This is a genomic window from Marivivens sp. ABH4_498 (genome assembly GCF_056160585.1).
The window spans coordinates 634748-660632 of sequence record NZ_JBSWXL010000001.1 but is presented as its reverse complement, the minus strand read 5'-3'; the positions used below and the strand labels follow the sequence as shown (position 1 = coordinate 660632).

Genomic DNA, 25885 nt, shown 5'->3' with positions numbered 1-25885 from the left:
GATGCGTTACATTTCTACTCGTGGGCAGGCGCCTGCACTGACCTTTGAAGAGGCGATGATGACCGGTCTGGCCCGCGATGGCGGCCTGTACGTACCTGAAACCGTGCCGACCTTTACCGCCGATGACATCGCGGCAATGGCGGGCAAATCCTACGAAGACATCGCATTCACCGTGATGAAACCGTTTATCGGCGACACGTTCACTGACGAAGAATTCAAAGGCTTGATCGACAAAGCCTATGCTGATTTCGGCCACGACGCCCGCGCGCCTTTGGTGCAATTGGCGCCGAACCATTTCTTGTTGGAACTGTTCCACGGCCCGACGCTGGCGTTCAAAGATTTCGCCATGCAGATCATCGGCCAGATGATGCAGGCCGCATTGGCACGTTCGGGTAAACGCATCACCATCGTGGGCGCGACATCTGGCGACACAGGGTCGGCCGCGATCGAAGCGTTCCGCGGTTTGGACAACGTTGATGTGTTCATCATGTACCCGCATGGCCGCGTGTCCGAAGTGCAGCGCCGTCAGATGACCACTGCGGTTGAATCGAACGTGCATGCCCTAGCCGTCGAAGGCGATTTCGACGATTGCCAAGGCAAGCTGAAAGAGATGTTCAACGATTTCGAATTCCGCGACGAAGTGCATCTGGCTGGCGTAAATTCGATCAACTGGGGCCGCGTTCTCGCGCAGGTCGTTTATTACTTTAGCTCGGCGGTTTCGCTGGGCGCGCCGCACCGCAAAGTGTCGTTCACCGTGCCAACGGGTAACTTTGGCGACATTTTTGCAGGGTTCATTGCAAAACAAATGGGCCTACCTGTGGAACGTCTGGTGATTGCGACCAACCAAAACGACATCCTGCACCGCTGTATGCAGTCCAGCGATTACACCAAACACGGTGTGACTCCGTCGATTTCGCCATCGATGGATATCGAAGTGTCGTCGAATTTCGAACGCGCGCTGTTCTGGGCGCATGACCACGATGGCGCGGCCGTTGCGGGCCTGATGGACGAATTGAAAACCAAAGGCACGTTCCGCATTTCGCAAAACGCGATGACCGCTTTGCGCGATCATTACGACAGCGGCGCCGTGGACGAACCAACCACCTATGCGACCATCGCGTCGGCGTTGGAACATTCGGGCGAATTGCTATGCCCGCATTCGGCTGTTGGCGTTCATGTCGGCACCGAACATCAGGGCGAAAACCCAGAGGTGCCGATGATCACCTTGGCCACCGCACACCCTGCAAAGTTCCCGGCAGCTGTCGAAAAAGCAGCGGATGTCTATCCACCCCTTCCACCGCGTATGGCTGATCTATATGATCGTGCGGAACGGGTAACGCAGGTACCAAACGACCTAGCCGCCCTACAGGCAATCATTCGGGAGCGTCGCGCGCATTGACAGTACAGACCCACACTTTGTCCAATGGCATGCGCATCGTAACCGAAGCCATGCCGGGCATGCATTCTGCCTCTATCGGTGTTTGGGTTTTGGTTGGCGGACGTCACGAACGTCTGGACCAAAACGGGATTGCCCATTTCCTTGAACATATGGCGTTCAAGGGGACAAAGACGCGCAGCGCGCTACAGATCGCCGAAATGATCGAAGACGTAGGCGGTTATATCAACGCCTACACCAGCCGCGAAATGACCGCCTACTACGCCCGCGTGTTAGAAGAGCACGTACCGCTGGGTTTGGAAATCATCGCGGATATCCTGAACAATTCCGTCTTTGATCCCAAAGAGATCGAAGTCGAACGCGGCGTGATCTTGCAAGAAATCGGTCAGGCTTACGACACGCCCGACGACATCGTGTTTGATTGGCTGCAAGAGGCCGCATACCCTGATCAACCGTTGGGGCGCACCATTTTGGGGCCTGCTGAACGTGTGTCGCATTTCGGACGCGATGATCTGTCCAGCTTTGTGGCGGAACATTACGATCCGTCCCGCATGATCCTATCGGCGGCTGGCGCTGTGGATCACGACGCATTGGTCAAACAGGCCGAGGCGTTATTCGGCCATCTGGCCAAACACGAAAATAGCAATGTGATCGTTCCTGCGCGTTTTCAGGGCGGCGAAAAACGCGAACTGAAATCGCTGGAACAGGTGCATTTCGCATTGGCGTTCGAAGGCCCAGATTATCGCGGCGCGGATATCTATACCGCGCAGGTTTATGCAACTGCGATGGGCGGCGGCATGTCGTCCCGTTTGTTCCAAGAAATTCGCGAAAATCGCGGTCTGTGCTACACGATCTTTACCCAAGCGGGTGCCTATGCCGATACTGGCATGATGACGCTATATGCGGGGACTTCGGCGGCGCAGATCGGGGAACTTGCGCAGATCGCGGTGGATGAAATCAAGCGGTCCGCCGATGGTTTGTCCACTGCTGAAATCGAACGGGCCCGTGCGCAGATGAAGGCAGGATTGTTGATGGGGCTGGAAAGCCCGTCTTCACGTGCCGAACGGATGGCGCATATGATCCATATTCATGGCCGCGTTCCAACGATCGAAGAAAGCACAGCGCTGATTGATGGCGTCACAACCGAAGTGCTGCGTGATTTTGCAGGTGGTCTGCTGGGGCCAGCTGGCAAAGCGATGGCGCTATACGGCCCTGCGGATCAAGCGCCCAATCTGGATGCGTTAAAAGCAAGGCTGGTCGCGTAATGTTGGGGCGGCGTCGGAAGGTTCAGCTCGAAACCGAGCGGATGTCACTGCGCCTGCCTGACCACGGTGATTGGCGCGCGTGGGCCGACCTGCGCGTCCAAAGCCGCGATTTTCTGACGCCGTGGGAACCTGCGTGGTCGCCCGATCATTTGTCGCGCAAGGCGTTTACGAACCGTGTGTATTGGGCCCAGCGGTCGTATTCCAACGGCACGGCTGTTCCGTTTTTCCTGATCCGACGGTCCGATAATCAGTTGCTGGGGGCCATCACGCTGGACAACATCCGCCGCGGCCCTGCGCAGGCGGGCACGACGGGCTATTGGATCGGTGAACCATTCGCACGTCAGGGATACATGCGCGAAGCGATTGCAGCCGTGGTTCACTATGCCTTTGTTGATCTGGACCTAAGCCGGATCGAAGCGGGCTGTTTGCCTGAAAACACGCCTTCGCGTCGTTTGTTGGAAGACTGCGGTTACAAATACGAAGGCGTGGCGCAAAGCTATCTGGAAATCAACGGACGTTGGCGCAACCACGTCTTATATGCAAATCTACGCGCTGACCGGCGCGGTAAAGCGGTTATTGCCTAATGTTAAATTCTGCGACTCCTGACGTCGTGGCGGCGCTGAAAGCGGCGTTGCCTTCCTTGCGTGTCATTGATGATAGCGCGAAATACCTAGAGGAGCCCAGAGGGCGGTATGTGGGGCAGGGCGTTGTCGTCGCACCAGTGGACACCGCCGAGGTCGCGGCCGTCGTCAAATTCTGTTCGGACCGTGCATTGGCCGTTGTCCCCTATGCAGGCGGTACGGGGCTCGTTGGCGGCCAAATTATGGAAGGCGGCATTGTTCCTATTGTTATCAGTATGGAACGTATGACGCGGATTCGTGATGTGTTTCCGACTGAAAATGTACTGGTTTGCGATGCGGGCTGTATTTTGGCCGATGTGCAAACCGCAGCGTCGGACGCGGGCCGTTTGTTTCCGCTGTCGCTCGCCTCTGAAGGGTCTGCGCGTATTGGCGGGCTGTTGGCAACCAACGCGGGCGGATTGAATGTCCTGCGCTATGGAAACGCGCGCGCGCAGGTATTGGGGTTAGAGGTCGTGACAGCCCAAGGCGACGTGCTGAATGGACTGACCCGACTGCGCAAAGATAACACTGGCTATGATCTGCGCGATCTGATGATCGGATCCGAAGGGTCATTGGGAATTATCACGGCTGCCGCGTTAAAACTGGTGCCGAAACCATCGGTCGAAGGCACAGCGATGATGGTCGTTCCGTCACCGACGGCGGCTTTGGATTTGTTGTCCATGGCGCAAGCGCGCATTGGCGAAGGAATCTCTGCCTTTGAATTGATTGGCCGTCAGGGGCTGGAGTTTTTGGATGAGGTTGGGCCGCAGGTGGTCAAACCATTTGAAACCCATCCCGACTGGTGCGTTTTGATTGACCTTGGATTGCCGGCTGGGTTGGATCCGCAAGCTGCGTTGGAAAACCTGTTCGTCGAAGCGAGCGAAGCAGGCATCGTCACAGATGGCATGATTGCCCAGAGCCAGCAACAGCGCAACGATTTCTGGACCATCCGCGAAAGCATTCCGGCCGCGAACAAACGGATCGGTTCCGTGTCGTCGCATGATATTTCGGTGCCCCTGTCGAAAATCGCCGATTACATTGTCGAAGGCCGCAATAATTTAGCGGCCATCGCGGATTTCCGCGTCAATTGCTTTGGGCATTTGGGCGATGGAAATTTGCATTTCAACGTCTTCCCCGCCAAAGGCAAATCCCGTTCCGAATACGAACATTTGCGTGGAGACGTGAAAAAATGCGTCCATGATTTGGTTCACAAATACAACGGATCCGTCAGCGCGGAACACGGTGTGGGGCGTCTAAAAGTTGAAGATCTGGAACGATATTCGGATCCGGTAAAGCTGCAGATGATGCGCGCGATCAAAGATGCGCTGGACCCACAAGGTATTATGAACCCCGGCGCAGTACTAAGGGCCCGCTGACAAAAGGCGCGGCTGCGCCGCATTGGTATATGCCGCACCCGTGAGGTGCGGCGGTGGGCGCTATTTCGCGTCGGGGCGCACCAAAGAAAAGATCGTGTCGATGGCAGCGTAGTCTTGGTACCCTAGGCGGGCGAGTGGTTTGTATGTCGTCACATCAAAGATGCCGTTTACAACGCAATCGTCGCGCAAACGAATGCCTGTCACCTCTCCGAAAATGGCGTGAGATCGGTCGCCTTCGAGTTTGATGATTTGTGTCATTTTGCATTCAAGCGTTGCCGGTGCAGAGGCGACATAGGAACAGGCAATCGTATCGCATTCGGCGCGTTCGATATCTGCGTGGCTAAATTCGTCGATATGCGATTCCATTGTTGCGGATGTTTTGTTCATCACATCACGCATGGCATATTCGACGATGTTGACACAAAATACGCCTGTTTCGCGAATATTGGCTAGTGTGTCTTTGCCATCTTGGTCGGCCTTTTTGCCGTTCGACGAAAACATGACCTGAGGCGGGGTATATGCAACGGCGTTGAAAAACGAATAGGGTGCAATATTGTCAATGCCGTCGGCGCTGCGGGTCGATATCCATCCAATCGGACGAGGGGACACGATTGCAGGGAATGGGTTATGTGGCAGTCCGTGGCCATCATTTGGGCGATAGAACATGGATGGGTCCCTTCTGGTTTGCGGCAGAGGTAGCGTCATGTTACGGCCACATCCAGACCCAGAGCGGAAAAAAGGCCCAATGATCGAAATTACGCGGGAAACTAAAAACGACTGGTGGGAAGTCGAGGCGCTGTACGATTTGTGTTTTGCGCCTGGGCGGACGGCTTTGTCGTCGTACCGTTTGCGCGATGGGGTCGATCCATTGTCCGATTTATGTTTTGTCGCGCGGGACGCCGATGGGATTTTGGGCGGGGTGATCCGCAATTGGCCGGTTTGCGTTGGTGGTCGCATGGCCATTTTGTTGGGTCCCGTCGCGGTGCATCCAACCCGCCAAGGTGAAGGTGTGGGCGCCATGCTGATGCGCAAAGCGTTGAACCGTGCCCACGATTTGGGGTGGGCACGCGTGATGCTGGTGGGGGACTATCCCTATTATAAACGTTTTGGGTTTTTCAAACTTGAAGGCGTGGACATGCCGCCGCCGACCAACCCTGATCGAATTTTGGGATATAACCTGACACCAGCTGCGTGGATCGGGGTTTCCGGCGAAGTTACATCCGCGAAGGATTGTAAAAATTGGGAACGCCCCCAATCTATTGATCATGAGCAATCGAGATGACGAGTTAAGGGTCGTAAACCCGACTGACCCTTTGGATGATCAGGGCCGTGCTGATATTCAGCGATTGGCCGCGCGCCAGCGCAGCGCAAATGGTGTCCTGATGAAGGCGATCAATTTTGTCGGCTCTCAGGTCGAGGATGGTTTGAAATCGATGCCTTCGCCGGTTCGAACGCGGTTCGAAGCCGCGGCGAAAAAAGCTTTGGGTTACAGTTTTCACGCGGCCAAAGCGACCCACGGAAAAGCGACGCTGACCGACAAGGGACATACCGCGGTTGCGGCGATCGCTGGTGCTGTCGGAGGTATCGGCGGACTGCCGACGGCGATCGCTGAATTGCCCATAACAACGACAATCATTTTTCGTGCGGTGCTGGGCGTTGCCGAAGCTTATGGCGAAGACCCTGATGCAGAAGATACCCGCGTCGAATGCCTGCGCGTTTTCGGGGCCGGCGGCCCAGGTGGAGAGGATGATGGCATCGACACGGCGTTGATCGGGGCCCGATTGGGGCTGTCGGGGGCGGGGATCAACAGTCTGATTGCGCGAATCTCTCCTAGATTCGCGGCGGTGATGTCACAAAAACTGGCGGGGCAGGCGGTTCCGATTATTGGTGCTGCGGCGGGCGCGGGCACGAACTATGCCTTTGTGCGTTATTACGTTGAAATGGCCCACGTCCATTTCGGACTGCGACAGTTGTGCCGAATTTATGATGAAAATCAGGTGGTTGAAGAGTTTCACAAGGCCCTAAATGTGAGAAAATTGCGATAACGCATCATGTGGTGATTTTTCGGCCTGTCAAAAATGCGACAAGGGAAAGTCCTCTAATCTTTGACCTGATGTTCGAAATTGTTATGCTGCAGGTGCAAAAGGGTGGTGTCATTTTTTAGCACCAAACCTTTTTAAATCAGCTCCGTTATTTTCGGGGGAGTGAGTGGCCCGAAGCTAGCCACCCTTTTGCAGCTTTACTGATTTGCCAACCAATGCGTGATCGACGAACGGACGGATTGTTCGCCATTTTTGCACGCGGCATCGATGACCTCACGTGCTTCGGTCAGGTCGATTTTCCGCAAAATATGTTTCACTGGGCCGATAGATGCAGGGCGCATCGATAGGTTTTTGATGCCCATCGCGGCAAGGCAAATTGCCTCAACCGGACGGCCCGCATCTTCTCCGCAGAAGGACAACGGTTTGCCTGCGCGTTCGCAGCGTTCCACCACCTGACGCAGGAACGATAGAAAGCTAACGTTCAAAGTATCATAGCGGCGGCGGACCCGTTCGTTTTCACGGTCTGCCGCGAAAAAGAACTGTTTCAAATCGTTGCCGCCAATCGATAGGAAATCGACTTCTTCGAAAAAGACATCTGGCGCAAAGGCAAGGCTGGGCGTTTCCAGCATCGCGCCGATTTTGATGTCCGACGGCGCGGGGTGGCCTAGTTTGATTTCGCGGTCCAATGCCTTTTGCATTTCAGCTTTGGCATCGCGGAATTCTTGCAACTGCGCGACAAATGGGAACATGACTGTCAAAGGCCGTCCATTTGCAGCACGGATCAGGGCCTGCAGCTGCATCCGCAAAATGCCCGGTTTATCTAAACCCACGCGGATCGCACGCCAGCCCATCGCGGGGTTGGGTTCGTCTTGCGGGGTCATGTAGGGCAACACTTTGTCGGAACCGATATCCAAGGTGCGGAATACAACGCGTTTGCCATCGGCCGCATCCATGACGCGCTGGTACAGTGCAGACAGTTCCGCGCGTTTTGGCATTTGGTTTCGAACAAGAAACTGTAGCTCTGTCCGGAATAGCCCGACGCCTTCGGCGCCCGATGATGGCAGCGATGGCAAATCTGCCATAAGGCCCGCGTTCATTTGCAGGGAAATGGTCGTGCCGCATTTTGACGTCGCTGGCAAATCGCGGATCGAGGCATAGCGTTCTTGGGCGCGGGCCTGCATCGCGATTTTGTCACGGAACGCGTTCTGTACGTTTTCGTCGGGGCGCAGGTGCGCGATGCCCTGATCGCCATCGACCAAAATCGTATCGCCGTTCAGGGCGTCAGCGGTAATATTTTTGGCGTGAATGACCAAAGGAATGGCCCATGCGCGCGCTACGATCGCAGCGTGAGACCCGACCGAGCCTTCCTCTAGCACGATACCGCGCAGGGTCTTGCCGTATTCCAGCAATTCACCGGGGCCAATGTTGCGGGCGACCAAAACAGGGTTTTCGGGCATTTCTGCGCCGGTTTCTTTGCCCTGACCGGTTAGAATACGCAGCAAACGGTTTGATAGGTCATCCAGATCGTGCAGACGATCACGCAGGTACGCGTCACCCGCCGATTGCATGCGGCTACGGGCCAGCGATTGTTCTTTTTCCACCGCGGCTTCGGCAGAAAGGCCGGATTGCACGTCCTCTTCCATGCGGCGCATCCAGCTGCGCGAATTTGCGAACATGCGGTAGGCCTCTAGAACTTGGACCTGTTCGGCGTTCACCGTTGTCGTGGTGGATAGCATTTCATCGACCGAAATGCGCAACGCGTCCACGGCTTCGCGCAGGCGAGTAAGTTCGGTTTCCGGATCGTCAGCCACCGGATTTGTCACAACAACGCGCGGTTCATGCAGGTAAACCTGACCTTCGGTCGCGCCTTCTTGGGCGGTGGATCCGCGGAACAAAATGGGTTGCTGATGGCGGGCGCTTAGGGCAGCACCTTCGCCGACAAAGGCACCCAGTTCGGTCATTTCTGCCAGAACCATCGCTACGACTTCTAACGCGTACACTTCGTCACTGGAAAACTGGCGGGCGGCTTTGGACTGAACCACCAAAACGCCCAATGCGTTGCCAAGACGCTGAATGGGAACGCCGCAGAACGACGAATACCGTTCCTCGCCCGTTTCGGGCATATAGCGGAACCCTTTTTCGGACGGTGCATCGGCGGTGTTGATGACATTTCTGGTGCGCGCGGCGCGACCAACCAGACCTTCGCCCAAACGCATACGGGTTTGGTGCACAGCGGCGGCATCCAAACCTTCGGTGGCGCATAGTTCCAACGTTTCGGCGTCGCGGAACAGATAGATAGAACACACTTCGGTTTGCATCGAAGACGCAATGAGATGCACAATTTTGTCCAGACGCGCCTGACCAGCCGAATCCTCGGCCATAGTGTCACGCAAACGGCCTAACAGCTTGCGGCTATCTGTTTCGATGCGTTCTGGCATACTTCTGTCCCTTCTGGTCAGCCTATCTATAGGCGATGCGTCACGCAAATGGGAGTGGGCAAAACCGTCACAGGCAAATCATTGACACTACGTTGTTTTTTGCATGTGCAGCATTTTTGGAAAACCGCCCGCCGTCCAACCCAAAAGGGTTTTGAATGGTCCAAAATTTAAGCAACAGCCAAACCTTCGCATTGGCAGCAAAATGTGCACGGCGAAGACTGACAGAATTGTGAAGGCCGTGGGGTTTCAAAAATCGACGATGATTCTGCCTGTCGCGATGCCAAAACGACGAAAGCCGCCCCATTGGGACGGCTTTCTAGACAAGTCTGCTATTTAACTCAGGCTTTATCCAGCTCGAACGCGTCGTGCAGGGCCTGAACAGCCAGCTCCATGTATTTACGGTCAATCAGGACCGAAATTTTAATTTCCGATGTCGCGATGACTTTGATGTTGATGCCTTCGTTCGACAGAACTTGGAACATCTTTGCAGCAACACCTGCGTGGCTGCGCATGCCGATGCCAACAACCGAAACCTTGGCAACTTCGGTGTCTGCTTCCAGACGGTCGAAATTGATCAGGCCTTTTTCTTTGGCTTCGTTCAGAGCCTTTTCCGCGCGCATTTTCTGATCGATCGGGCACGAGAAGGTCATGTCGGTCACGCCGCCAGCGTGGCCCTGATAGTTCGTTTCAGAAATGTTCTGAACGATCATATCGACGTTTACGCCTGCTTCGGACAGTGGGCCAAAGATCGACGCGGCAATGCCTGGTTTGTCATCGATGGTGACAAGCGTCATCTTTGCTTCTTCGCGGGAATAGGCGACGCCAGAAACTACGTTGGATTCCATGATTTGCTCCTCTGCGCAGACCAGCGTGCCTGCGTCATCTGACGGTTCTTCGAACGAGCTGAGCACGCGCAGTTTCACATTATAGCGCATTGCCAGTTCAACCGAACGGGTTTGCAGTACTTTGGCACCCAGCGACGCCAATTCCAGCATTTCTTCAAAAGCGATCTTGTCCAGCTTGCGGGCTTTGGACGTGATGCGTGGGTCGGTCGTGTAAACGCCGTCCACGTCGGTGTAGATGTCGCAACGCTCTGCATCAAAGGCAGCGGCGAACGCCACAGCGGTGGTGTCCGATCCGCCACGGCCCAGCGTGGTGATGCGGCCTTCGGGGGAAATACCTTGGAAACCAGCGACGACAGCAACTTTCATGCCTTCGCCGAATTTCTGGTTGATGTTGTCCGATGGGATTTCTTCGATCCGTGCGGCGCCGTGTGCGCTGGTGGTTTTTACCGGCACTTGCCAGCCTTGCCAGCTGCGCGCAGGGATACCCATTTCCTGAAGACGTAGCGCCATCAGGCCCGCGGTGACGTTTTCACCAGACGATACGATCGCATCGTATTCACGTGCGTCATACAGCGGAGAGGTTTCGTTAACCCAACCCACCAGTTCATTGGTCTTTCCCGACATGGCCGAGACGATGACGATCACGTCATAGCCTTTTCCCACCTCAAGAGCGACGCGTTTCGCGGCGCGGGCAATTCGATCTAGATTGGCGACCGAAGTGCCGCCGAATTTCATGACAAGCGTCGGCATAGCTGTCCCTTGCAAAATATCGCGCATCCCTTAGCGGCTGTGGCGCTAAAGGGCAATTGGACAAAGCAGCTATGGCAACATTTTTGTAACACGAAATCCCCTGTTTTGCGGGGATTTCGTTAATTTGGCCAACGACGCCTGTTTCTACAGGTCGTTCAATCCGCCACCCACGCCGCCGCTGGACGATTGCGTTGCGACAGCGATCAGGGCCAAAAACACCAATGGGATGATAATCGAAGAGCTGGAGCCGGCAGGCGCGGCTTCGACGATTGTTTCTTCTTCCATGACTGGTACCATGGGCGCCATTCCCCCAGCGAACGCGGTGGACCCAGCAAATGCGAATGTGGCTGCGAGCAATAATTTTTTCACGTTGAACTCCTTTTTACTTAAACGCGAAGCCTTAAAAACTTCGGTTCAAGTATCGTCACGCGGGCGTGATCGAGTCCAGATTTTTTTACCTTTTGGTCTGGGATGCCATACCCCAACCAAACTGAAACCGCGTTTTTTGCCCAATCCCCGCGCAAAACGGGACTAGAAACGGGTCAATTTGTCTGTTTGCGCGGGGTAAATGGCAGTGGCGCGACGGGAATGCCGTCTTCGATCAGTTTGATCGCATCCGCCGGTTTGGTTTCGCCCCAAATGTTGCGTTCAGGTGCATCGCCATCGTGGATTTTGCGGGCTTCGGTTGCAAAATCGCTACCCACGTAATCGGCATTCTGTTCAACGTCTTTGCGCAATTTGGCAATCGCGTCTTCGGTCGGGGTGCTGGGCGTCGATAGTGGTCGCTTTGATTCTTTGGCCACCGCAGGTGCCATGAGCGATTTTGTCACTTCGGTTGATCCGCAATGGGTGCAAGCCACCATCCCCGTCTGAAACAGCCGGTCAAATGCGTCAGCCGATTTGAACCAGCTATCAAAGCTGTGACCATCAGCGCATTTTAGCGAATAGCGGATCATTACGAACCTTTGGTTGCATCAAGGCCCAACCAAAATAGCGATTTCAGCGGGGGGATTCAATCTGGGTAAACAAAAGGGCGGCAGGCCATCGTGCCGCCGCCCTGTCGCGTATGATTGTAGGCTATTTGTTAGAACGTTCCATAGCCGCGTTCGTCTTCGTCCACGACAACCGGTCCACTATACGCTGGCGCGGTCGTTTTATTTGCGGCAGGTGCATCAACGGCTTTGCGGTACAATTCATCGTTTGTCGCTGGCGTTTGCTCGGCCACCGACAATGGCGTGATATCGATGGTATCGGACACCACCGTATCGCTCAGTTTGAATTTGGCGATTTCTTCGCGCAGGGCTGCGTTGGTCATCGCCAGTTCGGTCGCGGTCGATGCAAATGTATCAGCCTGCTTGCTGGTAAACCGCGTGATGCGGGCAATATCAACAATCGCTTCGTTTACTTGTTCAACGCCGCGAGCCTGTTCGGTGCTTGCCGCAGAAATATCGCTGACCAAATTAGATACTTTGTCGATGTTCTGCGCAATTTCGTCAAAGGCTGCGCGGGTCTGTTCCGAAATTTCGACGCCTTGCTGAACGCTGGCGCGGCTTTTTTCGATCAGGCTGCTGGATTCGCTTGCTGCTTTGGATGACCGTGCGGCCAGATTGCGAACCTCTTGGGCGACCACGGCAAACCCGCGGCCGTGTTGCCCGGCGCGCGCTGCTTCGACTGCGGCGTTCAGCGCCAAAAGGTTTGTCTGGAACGCGATTTCATCAATCACTTTGATGATCTTTGCGATATCTTGGCTCGATTTGTTGATGTGGGTCATCGCATCAACCATATCGGTGATTTTTTCACTGCCCCGCGTCACAACGGACGATGTCGCGGCAACCACGCCTTCGGCGCTTTGTGCGGCTTCGGCGTTGTTACGCACCTGCGCCGACGTCTGTTCCAAAGAGGCTGACAGTTCTTCGACCGCAGAGGACTGGGTTTCTGCATTGTTCGCAAGCGATTGGGCGGCTTGTTCCAATTCCGACGATGCGGATCCCAGCCGGTCGGTACGCGCACGCACCTGAGCCAAAGAGTTGTCGATAAACATGATGAGACGATCAAATGCGCCCGCAGTCTGACCCATTTCGTCATTGCGTTCGATGACCAGCATCCGTTTCGTCAGGTCACGTTCGTCCGCCATTTTGTCCATGCGGTGCGATACCCATTTGATCGGGCGTACAATGGCGCGGCCAACAAAGAAACTGATCGCCGAGGTGACCAGAATAATGCCAATCACCACATAGAAAATCGTCCAGCGCAGCGAAATCGCATCCGCCATCAGAGCGTTGTAATTCACTGTTGTGCTGAACAGATGCGGGCGGCCGCTTAGGTCGATGGTTCCGTAGGTCGAGATCAGTTTTTGACCGTTGTCGCTGGTAAAGACGGCGGTGCCTTCTTCGCCGTTGATGGCCGCAGCAATGTTCGTGTCCGTGCGTTCCTGAACCAATTCAGTGCCGTCAGCATTGGTCAAACTTCCTGCGGATGCGATTGCGCGGCCCGTGGTGCGCATAAGCAATGTTTGCGACGGCACGCTTAGTCCCGTTTCTTGGGACATTGCGATTTCCAAAGGGGTCACAGGCATCGCAAGGACCAGAATGCCGGCGAATTCGCCATAGCGGTCCAACACAGGGGACCCCATGAATGCGTTCAGTGCATTTTGGCCAGGGTTATACGGGCGGAATTCCGACATAAACACAGGATAGGCCTGTGCGTTGGGATCAGAGGACGCAAGATAGGATTCGGTTGCTTTCAGGGTTTCGTCGAACGTCAGTTTCAGTTGCGTATTTGCAATGTGCATCGCGTCGACAGTGTTTCCGAAATCACCCCGTTTTGCGTAACTGTAAACGACTGTCCCGTCCTTATCGATCAGCAGAATATCGTCCAGCGACATTTCGTTTACGGTATCCGTAAACCATCCGTGCCAATGGGCATGCACACGCGAATAGGCGCCAGCGCCTTCAGCTTCGAATAGTTCGTGACGGCGATCAATTGGCAGGTCGTTGCCACCCACGAATGCGTTGCGGATGTTCCCCATCGCAGGTTCACCGTCAACGATCTGAGTCGTCAGCATATAGAACGTGGAAAGCGCAGAATGCAGGCTGCGGTCTTGGGCCAGAATACTGGTCAAAGATTTGTAGTGATCAATTTCGGTTTCGATCGCGCCGGATACGACATTCTGGCTTGCCGACAGTTGTTCGTTTGCGGCGCGCTCTATCGTGGTCGACATGCGATTCGACGCCAAAACACCAACAAGCACCGCGGCTGTTGTGGTTAGGGCTACAAAAACAAGCTGAAGCTTGATCAATAGTGAAAGTTTCATTTGGGCATTCCGACGTTTTCCCGACCTCTGCACTGGGCCTCGGATGGGTGAACGACCAGATCGCCTATATTTTTAGAAACATATCCGCATGGTATACAGAAAACCGTATAGACTAGTATTCAGCCAGCGCAGTCATGAAACGAATGTGGGGGGGATGGTGCTGCAGGGGAGGATTGAACTCCCGACCTCTCCCTTACCAAGGGAGTGCTCTACCACTGAGCTACTGCAGCGTCCGTTTTGTGCCCGCCGAAGCGGTGAGCGGGGATTTAGTCGCAAAAAAATCTATGCGCAACCCCTATCTGGACGGTTTTTTTATCTAAGGGTACAACACCCCCCATGAAGAACAGTTCTGGCGATAAAAAAACCACTAAAAATAAGACAAGTCGCGAAGACCGGTTAAAGGCCGCGCTAAAGTCTAATATGGCAAAACGTAAGGCTCAGGCGCGTGCGCGGGCCGAGCAAACAGATAAAACCGAGGATAGCGAGTAGTATGGATTCGATTTTGGTAAAAGGCGGTAAGGCTCTGAAAGGGCAAATCGCGATTGCGGGTGCAAAGAACGCGGCGCTGACATTGATGCCCGCCACATTGCTAAGCGAAGAGCCGCTGACCCTAACCAACATGCCGCGCCTGTCGGATATCCGTACTATGACGCTGTTGTTGCAATCGCTGGGCGCCGAAGTGTCGTCGCTGGCCGATAACAAAGTGGTAGCGATGTCCTGCCACGGTTTGTCATCCACCCACGCCGATTACGACATCGTTCGCAAAATGCGTGCGTCCAACCTTGTTCTGGGTCCATTGCTGGCACGCGAAGGTCACGCAACCGTATCGTTGCCCGGTGGCTGCGCAATCGGTGCGCGCCCCATGGATATTCACATCACCGCACTAGAGGCGCTGGGCGCGCAGATCGAACTGAAAGACGGCTATTTGCACGCAACGACCCAAGGCGGCCTAAAGGGCGGTCTGGTCAAACTGCGTTTCGCATCCGTTGGTGCAACCGAAAACGTTCTGATGGCAGCAACGCTGGCCAAAGGCACGACCATTATCGAAAACGCCGCGCGCGAACCTGAAATCGTGGATCTGGCCGACTGTCTGCGTGCCATGGGCGCCCAGATCGAAGGCGACGGCACGTCCCGCATCGAAATTCAGGGCGTTGATCGTCTACACGGCGCGACCCACCCCGTTGTGACCGACCGTATCGAACTGGGCACTTATATGCTGGCCCCGGTCATCGCGGGCGGCGAGGTCGAATGCCTGGGCGGTAAACTGTCGCTGGTCGAATCGTTTGTTGAAAAACTGCACGAAGCCGGCGTCACCGTCGAAGAAACCGCCAAAGGTTTGAAAGTCCGCTGTGATGGTGGCCGCCCGAACGCGGTGAACGTGACCACCGAACCGTTCCCCGGTTTCCCGACCGACCTACAGGCGCAGATGATGGCGATGCTGTGCTTTGCCAACGGCACATCGGTGTTGGAAGAAAAGATTTTCGAAAACCGTTTCATGCACGCCCCTGAATTGACCCGCATGGGCGCAAACATCGAAGTGCACGGCGGCCACGCAACCGTTCACGGCGTTGAAAAAATGAAGGGCGCTCAAGTCATGGCGACCGACCTGCGCGCATCGGTGTCGCTGATTCTGGCGGGTCTCGCTGCCGAAGGCGAAACCCAAGTGAACCGCGTCTATCACCTAGACCGTGGTTACGAACACGTCGAAGATAAACTGGGCGCAGTTGGTGCGACCATCGAACGGATCAAGGAATAACCCATGACCGATGCCCGTTTCGAAGACGCCGGTGAACAGCCCCTACGTATCAAAGCGTTGGATGCAGAAGACCTGAAAATCCTGTCCAGCCTTGTGCAGGATTCGGTGTTTCCGGCCTCCGAAATGGTTTGGAAATCGAAAGAACGACGCTTTGCCGTTCTTTTGAATCGCTTCCGCTGGGAAGACGTAGACGCGGCGCAGGCCCGTGGCCGTGCGTTTGAACGGGTGCAATCCGTTTTGGCGATTGAGGACGTTCAAAAAATCCGATCCGCAGGCGTTCCGCGCGGCGATGCGGATACCGTTTTGTCCCTTTTGGCCATTGAATGGGCCGAAAAACAGGACGGCGCGGGGACTGTCACGCTGGTGCTGGCGGGCGACGGCGCGATTGAAATCGACGTCGAAGCTCTAGAGGTCGTCGTCAAAGATGTGACGCGCCCCTATGCCGCCCCATCGGGAAAATCGCCCAAACACGCGATTTAGTCGCGGAATTAACGACAGACGTGCATTGAAGCGGCCCCATCCCAAGGGTATCTACCCAAGAGAAGGAGACCGCCCATGCCGCATTTTCTGAACACTCTGGATGATAATTTCGAGGCCGCGTTCGTTGCCCTGCTGGGAATGAAACGCGAAGACAGCCCCGATGTGGATGCTGTGGTCGCAGATATCATCGCAGATGTCCGTGCACGGGGCGATGCGGCGGTTCTGGAATTGACCGCGAAATTCGACCGTTTGGAACTGACGCCTGAAACCATGCGGTTTTCGGATGCAGAAATCGAATCCGAATGCGCCAAGGTCGATGACGAAGACCGCGCAGCGTTGGAAATGGCCGCTGCCCGTATTCGCGCCTATCACGAACGCCAAATGCCCGCCGATGCATGGTGGGAAGACGAAACAGGCGCGGCGCTGGGCTGGCGCTGGTCGGCTGTTTCGGCGGCTGGTCTATATGTGCCTGGTGGTTTGGCATCCTATCCTTCGTCCGTATTGATGAACGCGATTCCGGCCAAAGTGGCGGGCGTTGACCGTTTGGCGATTGTGGTGCCGACCCCAGATGGCGTTGTGAACCCGCTGGTGCTGTTGGCTGCAAAAATCGCGGGCGTCGATGAAATCTATCGTATCGGCGGCGCGCAGGCCGTTGCGGCGTTGGCCTATGGCACCGATACCATTGCGCCCGTTGATAAAATCACTGGCCCAGGCAACGCTTTTGTAGCCGCCGCGAAACGCCGTGTATTCGGCAAGGTCGGCATCGATATGATCGCAGGCCCGTCCGAAATTTTGGTGATCGCGGACAAAGACAACGATCCCGACTGGATCGCCGTCGATCTACTTAGCCAAGCCGAACACGACGAAAGCGCACAATCCATCCTGATCACCGATGACGCCGATTTTGGCCGCGCGGTCGCCGCTGCGGTGGAAAAACAGCTGGAAACGCTGGAACGCCGCGCCATCGCTGGCCCCAGCTGGCGCGATTTCGGCGCTGTGATTGTTGTGAAAGATATGGAGGAAGCCGTCCGCCTGTCCGACCGTATCGCGCCCGAACATTTGGAAATTTGCACCAACGATGCCGAAGACCTGCAAACCAAAATCCGCCACGCTGGCGCGATTTTCATCGGGTCGTGGACGCCAGAGGCGATCGGCGATTATATCGGCGGGCCGAACCACGTGTTGCCGACGGCCCGTTCTGCCCGTTTTTCGTCCGGTTTGTCGGTCATGGACTTCATTAAACGGACAACTTTGTCACGCATGACGCCTGATGCTCTTTTGGCTATTGGCCCATCGGCCGAACGTCTGGCAAAGTCAGAAAGCCTAGAAGCGCATGGTTTGTCTGTGCGGGCGCGTTTGGATCGTTTGAATAAAGGTTAGGGTCATGTCAAAGATTGTTCATATTGAATTGGACGACAGCAATCTGCCGCCCCCCACGCCAGAGGTGGAACAGGAACGCAAGGTTGCGATTTTTGACCTGCTAGAAGACAACTCTTTTGCGTTGTTGGACCGTGATGGGCGTACCCCGCCCGAAGGTCCGTACAAACTGTATCTGTCTGTGCGCGAACGTCGTTTGGTGTTTGATATCAAAACGGAAAACGGCAGCCCTGCGGGCGAACTGCACCTTGCGCTGGGGCCATTTCGTCAGGTGGTCAAAGATTATTTCCAAATCTGCGCGACCTATTTCGATGCCGTGAAAACCGCCGCGCCCAGCCAGATTGAAACCATCGATATGGCCCGCCGCGGTATCCACAACGAAGGCGCCAATGTTCTGCAAGAACGGTTAGAAGGCAAAGCCGAGATGGACCATGACACCGCCCGCCGCTTGTTCACCCTAATCTGTGTTTTGCATTTCGGGGGATAACGTGAGCGAGGGAGGAAAGGAATATCAGGATCTACCGCAGTCCATTCTGTTCTGCTGCGATCACAATTCGGTACGGTCGCCGATGGCCGAAGGGCTCATGAAAAAAATCTACGGCCCGAACTGCTATGTGCAGTCTGTGGGCGTGAAATCCGACTTGGAAATCGATGGGTTTGCCATCGCGGTCTGCCAAGAATTGGATGTGGAACTGTCGCGTCATCGCTCTCGATCATTCGAAGAGCTGAAAGAATGGGGCGATGATCTGTCGTCGTTCGATCTGGTGGTGGCATTGACGCCTGCCAGCCAACGCCAAGCATTGGAATTAACCCGTTTTTTCCATCTGGATGTCGAATATTGGCCAATTATGGACCCTTCTGGGTTAGGCACGACCCGCGATGAAAAGTTAGAGTTCTATCGCAAAGCCCGTGATCAGATCATTGATCGCCTTCAGGAAAGGTGGGGCCCTTCTAAGGAGTGACCATGGACGCCAAAGCCGTTCTGAAACGTTATTTTGATGCCTTTAATGCGGGTGATAAGGCCGGAATGCTGGCCGAATTGTCCGATGACGTTGCCCACCACGTGAACGAAGGCCAAGTGCGCGTTGGTAAAGACCTGTTCAGCCAGTTTTGCGACCACATGGATCGCTGCTATCGCGAAACTCTGACCGACGTCGTGATTTTCGGTAACGACGACGGCACGCGCGCATCCGCTGAATTCGTTGTGAATGGCGAATACCTAGCAACGGACGAAGGCCTGCCAGAGGCGAAGGGCCAGAAATACGTCCTGCCTGCCGGATCGTTTATGTCATTGAAAGACGGCAAAATTTCGCGGGTTACGACCTATTACAACCTTGCTGATTGGGTTCGTCAGGTCAGCGCATGACGTTGAACTATGACGTTCTGACAGGCGATGCCGTCACCGATGCGCTGGATGATCTGGCGCGCTTGCGGATCGACGTTTTCGCCGCGTGGCCATATTTGTACGACGGATCGTTGGACTATGAACGCGGGTATGTCGCGACCTATCGCGACGCGCCAAATTCCATTCTGGTGGCCGCAAAATCGGGCGACAAAATCGTGGGCGCGGCAACGGGCACCCCGATGGAGGATCACGCGTCAGATTTCTCCGATGCCTTTGCGTCGACGGGCATTGCGCTGACCGACATTTTCTACTGCGCCGAATCGGTATTGCTGCCGGACTATCGCGGGCAGGGCGCGGGCCATGTGTTTTTCGATAAACGAGAGGCAAAGGCGCGGGCGCTGGGTCGCAGACACATCGCTTTTTGTTCGGTGATGCGGCCAGCGGATCACCCCGCGCGGCCCGCTGATTATCGCCCGCTGGATGGGTTCTGGTCCGCCCGCGGATATGCGCCATTGGACGGCGTGATTGCGCATTTTGAATGGCCCGATATCGGCGCGGATGGTCCGACCAAGAAACCCCTGCAATTCTGGATGAAATCCTTATGAAAATCGCCACCTCTGCCTATTTGCCCGAATGGCACCCCAGCTGGTCGTCGGTCGAAGAAAAGCTGGCAAAATGGGTCGAAGCAGCGGTCGCCCAAGGCGCGGACCTGTTGGTATTTCCTGAATACGCGGGATGCGAGGCTGCGCTGGTCGGCGCGCCGAATGACTGCGCCCCCGCCGATTGGCCCGCGCGCATGGCCGACCGCGCCGAAGATTGGCTATCGCTGCATTGCGATCTGGCGGCACAGCATGGCGTCTATATCGTGGCGGGGTCCATCTGTGTACGCAGTGGCGACACATATGTGAATCGGTCATATTTTATTGGGCCTTCGGGCGATGCCGAATGGCAGGATAAACTGATCCTGACGCCCTATGAACGGGTTGATATGCAGATAAGCGGCGGGGATGAAATCCGCCTGTTTGATACCAAACATGGCCGCGTTGGCATCCTGATTTGCTACGACAGCGAATTCCCCATCTGGTCGCGCACCATGTGTGAACAGGGGGCCGATATGATTCTGGTCCCGTCGGCCACGGATTTTCCTGCGGGGCAAACGCGCGTGCGTCAATCGTGCCGTGCACGGGCGATCGAAAACCAATGTTTGATCGTGCAATCCCCCGTTCTGGGGCCTGTGGCGGATTGCGATATTCTGGATCAGGGCACGGGCCGCGCCGCGATTTTCTGCCCGCCAGATCATGGGCTACCCAGCAACGGCATCATTGCCCAAGGCGAAACAGACGAGGCCGGTTGGATCATCGCCGATGTGGACCCAGCCGCGATCTGTGCACCGCGTCAAACGGGGCAGGTGGGCAATTTCAGCCATTGGATCGAACAAGATTCCCGCGCAAATAGCGTTATCATTTCGGCATTGGCCTGATTAACCCTTGAATAATTGGCAAATCGGGCGCATTTAACCGCCGTTCCGCATAATTTGGCGGAAGGTGCTACTATGGAGATCACATGGCCAAGGAAGAACTGCTCGAATTCCCCGGTGTCGTGAAGGAACTCCTGCCGAACGCGACATTCCTGGTCGAGCTTGAAAACGGCCACACGATCATCGCGCACACGGCGGGCAAACTTCGCAAAAACCGCATCCGCGTCCTAGCAGGCGATAAGGTGCAGGTTGAAATGACGCCTTATGACCTGACCAAAGGTCGTATCAACTATCGTTTTCGGTGAGCACCGTTTCACCGACATCCGGTCTGAAACTTGTCTTGGGCTCTGGTTCGCCGCGGCGACTGGAGCTTTTGGCGCAGATCGGTGTGACGCCTACGGATGTTCGTCCGCCTGACGTGGACGAAGGCCCGATCAAAGGCGAAATCCCCCGTGAATATGTAAACCGCATTGCCGCCAGCAAGGCTGCAGTGGTGACCTGCGCAGATGACGAAATCGTTCTGTGTGCCGATACGACCGTCGCTTTGGGCCGCCGTATCATGGGCAAACCCGCTGACGCGGCAGAGGCTGCGGAATTTCTGCATGCTTTGTCGGGCCGTCGCCACCGTGTTATCACGGCTGTGGCTGTCAAACGCGGCGAACGTATCTGGCAAAAGGACGTTGTGACCACCGTTTCGATGAAACGTTTGTCCAACCCCGAAGTGAATGCCTACCTTGCGTCGAATGACTGGCAGGGCAAGGCGGGTGGCTATGCCATCCAAGGGCCAGCAGGTGCCTTTATCCCGTGGATCAATGGATCTTTTACGGGTGTTGTGGGCCTGCCTCTGACCGAAACCGCCGGTCTGCTGACCGCTGCGGGCTATCCCCTATACGGAGAGAAATAAATGAAGGGTCGCACGATTCTATTGGATCACGTCGCAGGGCGTGAGGCTGCAGCGCTGATGGTTGATGGCAAATTGGATGATTTGCTGATTGATGACGACAGCCAGCCGCGTCCTGGGGCGATCTTTCGTGCGATCTGTGACCGTCCGCTAAAAGGGCAGGGCGGCATGATGCTGCGTTTGCCTGACGGCGAAACAGGGTTCTTGCGTCAGGGCCGCGGACTGCGCCCCGGTCAGCCGATTTTGGTGCAGGTGACAGGCTATTCCGAAGCGGGCAAAGCGATCCCTGTGACCGACCGCGTCATTTTCAAAAGCCGCTACGCCATCGTCACGCCCAACGCGCCCGGTATCAACACCAGCCGCGCCATCGCGGACGAAGAAGAACGCGCACGCATCAACGCCATTGGTCACGCCGTGATGGAAGGGGTCGAACACGGCCTGATCCTGCGGTCGTCCTGTGCGGGCGCTGACGACGAAGATATCGCCGAAGATATCGAAGCGATGCTGGACATGGCCACGGCCGTTTTGGGCGATTTGGACGGCTCAGACCCCGAAGCCCTGACCGAAGGCGACGGCCCCCACGTTCTGGCGTGGCGTGAATGGACGTCCCGTGCTGATGTCATCACGGACGAAGATTGTTTCGAACACCACGGTGTTCTGGACCAGATCGAAGACATCAAATCCGCCCATGTCGATCTGGGCGAAGGCCACATGTACGTGGAATCCACCCGTGCGCTGGTCGCTGTGGATGTGAACACGGGCGGCGATACGTCGCCTGCTGCGGCGCTCAAGGCGAATTTGGCGGCATCGCGTGCGTTGCCCCGTGCGCTGCGCCTGCGCGGGCTGGGCGGGCAGATAGCCGTCGATTTCGCACCTATGTCCAAGGCGCACCGCAAACAGGTGGAACAGTCCCTGCGCGCGTCATTCAAAAACGATGGCATCGAAACCAGTCTGGTGGGTTGGACAACGATGGGTCTGTTCGAATTGCAGCGCAAACGCGAACGTCTACCAATCGCGGAATTCATTCGGAAAATCTAATGGCCTGCCCGATTTGTTCAAAAGAAACAGTCAAGGACTACCGTCCGTTTTGTTCGAAACGCTGCGCGGATATAGATTTGTCTAAATGGCTATCGGGCAGTTACGTTATTGCTGGAAATACTTCGATAGAGGACGAAGAAATTCCTGACGTCGAAAATAAAGAATTTCCACATTAGATACGATAACGGCAATCGCGCGACGCGTTTTAGCCTGGAAATGAAATTAATTTAGCGAATGATTCGAAAGTCGGCCTTTGGGCTGGCTTTTTGTTTTTGCGGTCACTTTGTCTGCAATCTTGGGTGGTTTTTCTAAAATTTCTTCCGCTTTGGCGTTTTAGACTTTTGGACAAATAAACTCGATAGTTCGGTTTTGGGGTATGCGAACAAAACTATTCGCATGGTTCCAATCTATCCTTTTGAAACCCCATGCTGACCTTTGGATTCATCGCCAACCTCTTGGTCATGCGCCTTAACCTTATGTTTCCTTAAGGTTTCCCCCTTCGGGAGAGACAATCTGTTTGTGGCTAGTTCGCCACTCTGATCGTCGGTGACGGTCCGGATTTCAGGTTGCCTGCGGGGGCGGTTGTGTCGGTTCATCGGTTAACATTTGGAGAAGCAGAATACAGCTCTGATGTTCTAACTTCAGAAATGTTCGGTCTGAATTCTTTGTTCACAAAAGACAGCGTTCGCGAAGATGGTCAATACGATACATTCGTTGATCAAATGGGTGCGAATTCGTTTCGTTTTCCGGGTGGAACTGTAACCGAAAAAATCCTTAATCCTAATTCGGCTGAATACGATCGTTTTTGGGAATTGGACGGCGAACCAGTTCTGGACGACGATTTTATTACGGCCGGTCAATTCGTCGAATATGCAGATAGCAAAGACGCAACTGTTGATTGGGTATTGCCGACCGAAGGCTATTTTTCGTCGAAAACGGACAGCAACGGCAACCGCTACATCAACCATACCGCCGTCAACAACCTGATGGATCGCATCGATGCGCTGATCCGCGGTGAATATGGCGACGTGAACATCGACACGATTACGATCGGGAACGAATATTGGTACGACAACGGGGACCGTTCGTCTGCTGTTGAATATGGCCGCATGGTTAATGTCATGGCGGACAAACTGAACACCGTGATCGAAAACTATCGTGCAGAGCTGGATGATCCAGACAGCTGGGACGCGCCAAAAATCGCCATGCAGTCGGTTTTGCCATGGGACGGGGATGATATCCCTAAAATCCTGAACCAGATCGACATCGAAACGCGTGGCTATATCGACGTTATCGAATCTCACTACTATCCAAATACGCTGGACGACGCGGTCAATGGTCAGGTCATGTTTGATCGTATGGATCAGATCGCGGATGCGCCAGGTTTTGGTGACGTAGAATATTACGTGTCTGAATGGAACGTGCAGGCACGTGACTATAGCGAATTCGGGATGGAGCACGCCTCGAACCTGATCCAGATTATGGAAACGATGTCCGAACGCGGTGTCGATCAGGCATCTGTTTGGGGCACGACCTACAAATCTTTGTGCACACGTTTGTCACGCATCTATAACGACACGGATGCACCTGGCGGTACTGCCAGCGAATTGACGGCTGCTGGCGAAGTCATGCGGATGATGTCGCGCAGTTTGGAAGGTACCCAGGTTCTGGATATCAGCACACCTGCCTATCTGTCGGATGAGATCGGCGAAGACGGCGCCACAGATCAGGTGTGGTTCAATGCCTTTGGCAGCGATGAGACGGTTGTTATCTTTATCTCGTCCCGTTCTGCAGATGGTATTGATCTGAATTTGAACATTGATGAACTGGTTGGTGATTACGATCACCTATGGGTCCAGCAACTGTCGACCATTGATAACCCGTGGTCAGATTGGTTGGATGAAAGCGACCCGTTGTCCGAATTGGCGCGCCCTTACACTGAAACGTTCATGGGCGACGAAGTGACGGCCAGCAATGGCACCATCAATCTGTCTCTTGATGGCTATGACATCGTAAAGCTAGAGTTTTCGACAGGGACCGGCGTTGATATGTGGGGCAATGACGCCCGCGTAGACCGGAACGCAGATTACAACGATCATCTGGTCGGCACGGACCACGGCGACACGATCCAAGGCAACTTGGGCGATGACGCGCTATACGGTATGGAAGGCCGCGACAGCATTTATGGCGGCTCGGGTGATGACTATCTGGACGGCGGTGATGGCGACGACACCATCGTCACGGGCGAAGGCCACGATACCGTCGTTGCGGGTGCGGGTGAAAACATCATCTTTGCCGAAGAAGGCGAAAACGACATCGATATCACCGATGGCACGGGCCACCTGTTCGTCGATACCTCTGGCGATACGATTGTTACGGGGTTCGACGTTGAAACGGGTGACACGCTGTCGTTCATGGGGGATTACGACAACCTGTCCGACCTTATGGACACCGTACAAGTGTTCGAAGATGATCTGGTGTTTTTCCACGAAGCAGGCGGTACAACCGAATTGATTGGTGCCGCTGGTCAGTTGGATAAACTGGATGCAGCCTTGGTCGATTTCACAGCGCCAGAGCAGACCGCGCAAACCATCGACCATGTGGTTAACATGGACGACTATGATGCCTTTGCCGACGTCATGGTCAACGGAACGCCGCAGGACGTTGTGGATTTTCTGGCCGAGCTTTCGCCTGATCAAATCTCGGACATTTTGGAAGACGAAGATCTGGATAAATTGCTGGCCGACATCCCTGCGGAAAACCTGCCAGAGTTGTTGAATATGCTGGACGCGGAAAACCTTGAAACCTTTTTCGAGGATACCGAAACGGTCAGTCTGCTGGATTACCTGAATGCATTCGGTGCCGCGGCCGCCGATATTCTAGAGGCGCTGGAAGCCGATCCGTTCAATGCCTTCGTCAACGCTCTGTCGTCTGACATGGATACGGTCAGCCGCTATGCGTTTGACCAAGATACGCACGACGCCTTGTCAGAAGTCGCCGCGCCATTGGCGGCTACGCAAGTTGCCGAAGACGGCATTACAGGCCTTCCTCCAGAGGAAGAGGACGCCGAAGGCGAAGATAATGTGCCTGATCTGGAGGCTGGTCTGGCAGGGGACTGCTTTGTGGCGACGGCGGCGTATCAGGACAAATACCACCCTGATGTGGCCTACCTGCGCAAAGTCCGCGACCACGTTCTGGTCCACTATGCACTGGGCCGCGTGTTCATCTGGGTTTACTGGCGCGTTGGCCCATGGCTGGCTCGTACCCTGAAACCATACCCTGGTGCACTGCGTGCCGCGCGCGGCATTCTGGGGTTTGTCATTTCGGCACTGCGCAACCGCGATGTTGTCTCCCGTAACGATCACGGCTTCAAATCCTCGGTTTATTTGTCTTTGCGCAAACCGGCCGGTCGCAAATAATCAAAGAAAAATCAGTCCAGATGCATTTTGTGTGAAAATGCCTCTGG

Annotated in this window: 25 protein-coding genes and 1 tRNA gene; 19 read left to right on the top strand and 7 right to left on the bottom strand. The window is 55.2% G+C overall.

What is annotated here, in order from left to right:
* Position 1 precedes the first annotated feature (1 nt).
* Genes thrC through ACXAGA_RS03380 form a run of 4 tightly spaced genes read left to right on the top strand, consistent with a single transcriptional unit; the run spans position 2 to position 4657 of the window.
* Entirely contained in the window at positions 2-1399 is a 1398-nt protein-coding gene (gene thrC / locus ACXAGA_RS03395) for a threonine synthase (protein ID WP_475116093.1), read from the top strand.
* Positions 1396-2661, top strand: coding sequence for a M16 family metallopeptidase (locus tag ACXAGA_RS03390; protein ID WP_475116092.1), 1266 nt, complete (start codon positions 1396-1398; stop codon positions 2659-2661). The genes thrC and ACXAGA_RS03390 overlap by 4 nt, the downstream gene beginning before the upstream one ends.
* Positions 2661-3245, top strand: coding sequence for a GNAT family N-acetyltransferase (locus ACXAGA_RS03385; protein WP_475116091.1), 585 nt, complete (start codon positions 2661-2663; stop codon positions 3243-3245). The genes ACXAGA_RS03390 and ACXAGA_RS03385 overlap by 1 nt, the downstream gene beginning before the upstream one ends.
* Positions 3245-4657 carry an FAD-binding oxidoreductase gene (locus ACXAGA_RS03380; protein WP_475116090.1) on the top strand — a complete coding sequence of 471 codons (1413 nt, stop codon included), beginning with the start codon at positions 3245-3247 and terminating at the stop codon, positions 4655-4657. The genes ACXAGA_RS03385 and ACXAGA_RS03380 overlap by 1 nt, the downstream gene beginning before the upstream one ends.
* A 60-nt stretch (positions 4658-4717) precedes the next feature.
* Here the strand turns inward: ACXAGA_RS03380 and ACXAGA_RS03375 are convergent, their stop codons facing one another.
* A complete protein-coding gene (locus ACXAGA_RS03375) occupies positions 4718-5323 on the bottom strand; it encodes a flavin reductase family protein (protein ID WP_475116089.1) in 606 nt (201 codons plus the stop codon).
* A 79-nt stretch (positions 5324-5402) separates the two neighbouring features.
* Between ACXAGA_RS03375 and ACXAGA_RS03370 the strand changes: the two genes are divergently transcribed.
* Both ACXAGA_RS03370 and ACXAGA_RS03365 read left to right on the top strand, forming a co-directional pair.
* Positions 5403-5939 carry a GNAT family N-acetyltransferase gene (locus tag ACXAGA_RS03370; protein WP_475116225.1) on the top strand — a complete coding sequence of 179 codons (537 nt, stop codon included), beginning with the start codon at positions 5403-5405 and terminating at the stop codon, positions 5937-5939.
* A complete protein-coding gene (locus ACXAGA_RS03365) occupies positions 5923-6702 on the top strand; it encodes an EcsC family protein (protein WP_475116088.1) in 780 nt (259 codons plus the stop codon). The genes ACXAGA_RS03370 and ACXAGA_RS03365 overlap by 17 nt, the downstream gene beginning before the upstream one ends.
* Before the next feature lie 194 nt (positions 6703-6896).
* Here ACXAGA_RS03365 and ptsP read toward each other — a convergent pair whose 3' ends face one another.
* The 6 genes from ptsP to ACXAGA_RS03335 all read right to left on the bottom strand — a co-directional run bounded on the left by ptsP (position 6897) and on the right by ACXAGA_RS03335 (position 14275).
* Positions 6897-9137, bottom strand: a complete 2241-nt coding sequence (gene ptsP / locus ACXAGA_RS03360) for a phosphoenolpyruvate--protein phosphotransferase (protein ID WP_475116087.1) — start codon at positions 9135-9137, stop codon at positions 6897-6899.
* 338 nt (positions 9138-9475) lie between these two features.
* Entirely contained in the window at positions 9476-10732 is a 1257-nt protein-coding gene (locus ACXAGA_RS03355) for an aspartate kinase (RefSeq protein ID WP_475116086.1), read from the bottom strand.
* A 144-nt stretch (positions 10733-10876) separates the two neighbouring features.
* Positions 10877-11101 carry a hypothetical protein gene (locus ACXAGA_RS03350; RefSeq protein WP_475116085.1) on the bottom strand — a complete coding sequence of 75 codons (225 nt, stop codon included), beginning with the start codon at positions 11099-11101 and terminating at the stop codon, positions 10877-10879.
* 173 nt (positions 11102-11274) lie between these two features.
* Positions 11275-11688: a DUF1178 family protein gene (locus ACXAGA_RS03345; RefSeq protein ID WP_475116084.1), complete on the bottom strand. Its 414-nt coding sequence runs from the start codon at positions 11686-11688 to the stop codon at positions 11275-11277.
* Positions 11689-11816: 128 nt separating this feature from the next.
* Complete coding sequence (locus ACXAGA_RS03340) at positions 11817-14045, bottom strand: methyl-accepting chemotaxis protein (protein ID WP_475116083.1); 2229 nt, start codon at positions 14043-14045, stop codon at positions 11817-11819.
* 155 nt (positions 14046-14200) lie between these two features.
* A tRNA-Thr gene (locus ACXAGA_RS03335) sits at positions 14201-14275 on the bottom strand.
* A gap of 260 nt (positions 14276-14535) precedes the next feature.
* Between ACXAGA_RS03335 and murA the strand changes: the two genes are divergently transcribed.
* From murA to ACXAGA_RS03270, 13 genes are all read left to right on the top strand, one after another.
* Entirely contained in the window at positions 14536-15801 is a 1266-nt protein-coding gene (murA, locus tag ACXAGA_RS03330) for a UDP-N-acetylglucosamine 1-carboxyvinyltransferase (protein ID WP_475116082.1), read from the top strand.
* A 3-nt stretch (positions 15802-15804) separates the two neighbouring features.
* Positions 15805-16281: a DUF2948 family protein gene (locus ACXAGA_RS03325; protein WP_475116081.1), complete on the top strand. Its 477-nt coding sequence runs from the start codon at positions 15805-15807 to the stop codon at positions 16279-16281.
* A 75-nt stretch (positions 16282-16356) separates the two neighbouring features.
* On the top strand, positions 16357-17661 hold the full coding sequence (gene hisD, locus ACXAGA_RS03320; protein WP_475116080.1) for a histidinol dehydrogenase: 1305 nt from the start codon (positions 16357-16359) through the stop codon (positions 17659-17661).
* Positions 17662-17665: 4 nt separating this feature from the next.
* Positions 17666-18145 (top strand): UPF0262 family protein, encoded by a 480-nt coding sequence (locus ACXAGA_RS03315; RefSeq protein WP_475116079.1) that lies wholly within the window; start codon positions 17666-17668, stop codon positions 18143-18145.
* Between the two features lies 1 nt (position 18146).
* Positions 18147-18620 carry an arsenate-mycothiol transferase ArsC gene (locus ACXAGA_RS03310; RefSeq protein ID WP_475116078.1) on the top strand — a complete coding sequence of 158 codons (474 nt, stop codon included), beginning with the start codon at positions 18147-18149 and terminating at the stop codon, positions 18618-18620.
* A 2-nt stretch (positions 18621-18622) separates the two neighbouring features.
* Positions 18623-19024, top strand: coding sequence for a ketosteroid isomerase-related protein (locus ACXAGA_RS03305; RefSeq protein ID WP_475116077.1), 402 nt, complete (start codon positions 18623-18625; stop codon positions 19022-19024).
* Entirely contained in the window at positions 19021-19608 is a 588-nt protein-coding gene (locus ACXAGA_RS03300; protein ID WP_475116076.1) for a GNAT family N-acetyltransferase, read from the top strand. The genes ACXAGA_RS03305 and ACXAGA_RS03300 overlap by 4 nt, the downstream gene beginning before the upstream one ends.
* Complete coding sequence (locus ACXAGA_RS03295) at positions 19605-20483, top strand: carbon-nitrogen hydrolase family protein (RefSeq protein ID WP_475116075.1); 879 nt, start codon at positions 19605-19607, stop codon at positions 20481-20483. The genes ACXAGA_RS03300 and ACXAGA_RS03295 overlap by 4 nt, the downstream gene beginning before the upstream one ends.
* An 83-nt stretch (positions 20484-20566) precedes the next feature.
* Positions 20567-20785, top strand: coding sequence for a translation initiation factor IF-1 (gene infA / locus ACXAGA_RS03290; protein ID WP_067550718.1), 219 nt, complete (start codon positions 20567-20569; stop codon positions 20783-20785).
* Between the two features lie 23 nt (positions 20786-20808).
* The gene (locus ACXAGA_RS03285) at positions 20809-21384 is read left to right on the top strand and encodes a Maf family protein (protein ID WP_475116224.1); all 576 of its coding nucleotides are present in this window, start codon (positions 20809-20811) and stop codon (positions 21382-21384) included.
* Positions 21385-22419, top strand: coding sequence for a ribonuclease E/G (locus ACXAGA_RS03280; RefSeq protein ID WP_475116074.1), 1035 nt, complete (start codon positions 21385-21387; stop codon positions 22417-22419). It abuts the gene before it with no gap.
* A complete protein-coding gene (locus ACXAGA_RS03275; RefSeq protein WP_475116073.1) occupies positions 22419-22595 on the top strand; it encodes a DNA gyrase inhibitor YacG in 177 nt (58 codons plus the stop codon). Before ACXAGA_RS03280 ends, ACXAGA_RS03275 begins: the two co-directional genes overlap by 1 nt.
* Before the next feature lie 471 nt (positions 22596-23066).
* Positions 23067-25838: a calcium-binding protein gene (locus ACXAGA_RS03270; RefSeq protein ID WP_475116072.1), complete on the top strand. Its 2772-nt coding sequence runs from the start codon at positions 23067-23069 to the stop codon at positions 25836-25838.
* Positions 25839-25885: the final 47 nt, after the last annotated feature.

Coding starts and splice junctions, on each gene's coding strand:
- thrC (WP_475116093.1), top strand. CDS start 2: ATGCGTTACATTTCTACTCGTGGGCAGGCGCCTGCACTGACCTTTGAA.
- ACXAGA_RS03385 (WP_475116091.1), top strand. CDS start 2,661: ATGTTGGGGCGGCGTCGGAAGGTTCAGCTCGAAACCGAGCGGATGTCA.
- ACXAGA_RS03380 (WP_475116090.1), top strand. CDS start 3,245: ATGTTAAATTCTGCGACTCCTGACGTCGTGGCGGCGCTGAAAGCGGCG.
- ACXAGA_RS03375 (WP_475116089.1), bottom strand. CDS start 5,323: ATGTTCTATCGCCCAAATGATGGCCACGGACTGCCACATAACCCATTC.
- ACXAGA_RS03370 (WP_475116225.1), top strand. CDS start 5,403: ATGATCGAAATTACGCGGGAAACTAAAAACGACTGGTGGGAAGTCGAG.
- ACXAGA_RS03365 (WP_475116088.1), top strand. CDS start 5,923: ATGAGCAATCGAGATGACGAGTTAAGGGTCGTAAACCCGACTGACCCT.
- ptsP (WP_475116087.1), bottom strand. CDS start 9,137: ATGCCAGAACGCATCGAAACAGATAGCCGCAAGCTGTTAGGCCGTTTG.
- ACXAGA_RS03355 (WP_475116086.1), bottom strand. CDS start 10,732: ATGCCGACGCTTGTCATGAAATTCGGCGGCACTTCGGTCGCCAATCTA.
- ACXAGA_RS03345 (WP_475116084.1), bottom strand. CDS start 11,688: ATGATCCGCTATTCGCTAAAATGCGCTGATGGTCACAGCTTTGATAGC.
- ACXAGA_RS03340 (WP_475116083.1), bottom strand. CDS start 14,045: ATGAAACTTTCACTATTGATCAAGCTTCAGCTTGTTTTTGTAGCCCTA.
- murA (WP_475116082.1), top strand. CDS start 14,536: ATGGATTCGATTTTGGTAAAAGGCGGTAAGGCTCTGAAAGGGCAAATC.
- ACXAGA_RS03325 (WP_475116081.1), top strand. CDS start 15,805: ATGACCGATGCCCGTTTCGAAGACGCCGGTGAACAGCCCCTACGTATC.
- hisD (WP_475116080.1), top strand. CDS start 16,357: ATGCCGCATTTTCTGAACACTCTGGATGATAATTTCGAGGCCGCGTTC.
- ACXAGA_RS03315 (WP_475116079.1), top strand. CDS start 17,666: ATGTCAAAGATTGTTCATATTGAATTGGACGACAGCAATCTGCCGCCC.
- ACXAGA_RS03305 (WP_475116077.1), top strand. CDS start 18,623: ATGGACGCCAAAGCCGTTCTGAAACGTTATTTTGATGCCTTTAATGCG.
- ACXAGA_RS03300 (WP_475116076.1), top strand. CDS start 19,021: ATGACGTTGAACTATGACGTTCTGACAGGCGATGCCGTCACCGATGCG.
- ACXAGA_RS03295 (WP_475116075.1), top strand. CDS start 19,605: ATGAAAATCGCCACCTCTGCCTATTTGCCCGAATGGCACCCCAGCTGG.
- infA (WP_067550718.1), top strand. CDS start 20,567: ATGGCCAAGGAAGAACTGCTCGAATTCCCCGGTGTCGTGAAGGAACTC.
- ACXAGA_RS03280 (WP_475116074.1), top strand. CDS start 21,385: ATGAAGGGTCGCACGATTCTATTGGATCACGTCGCAGGGCGTGAGGCT.
- ACXAGA_RS03275 (WP_475116073.1), top strand. CDS start 22,419: ATGGCCTGCCCGATTTGTTCAAAAGAAACAGTCAAGGACTACCGTCCG.
- ACXAGA_RS03270 (WP_475116072.1), top strand. CDS start 23,067: ATGTTCGGTCTGAATTCTTTGTTCACAAAAGACAGCGTTCGCGAAGAT.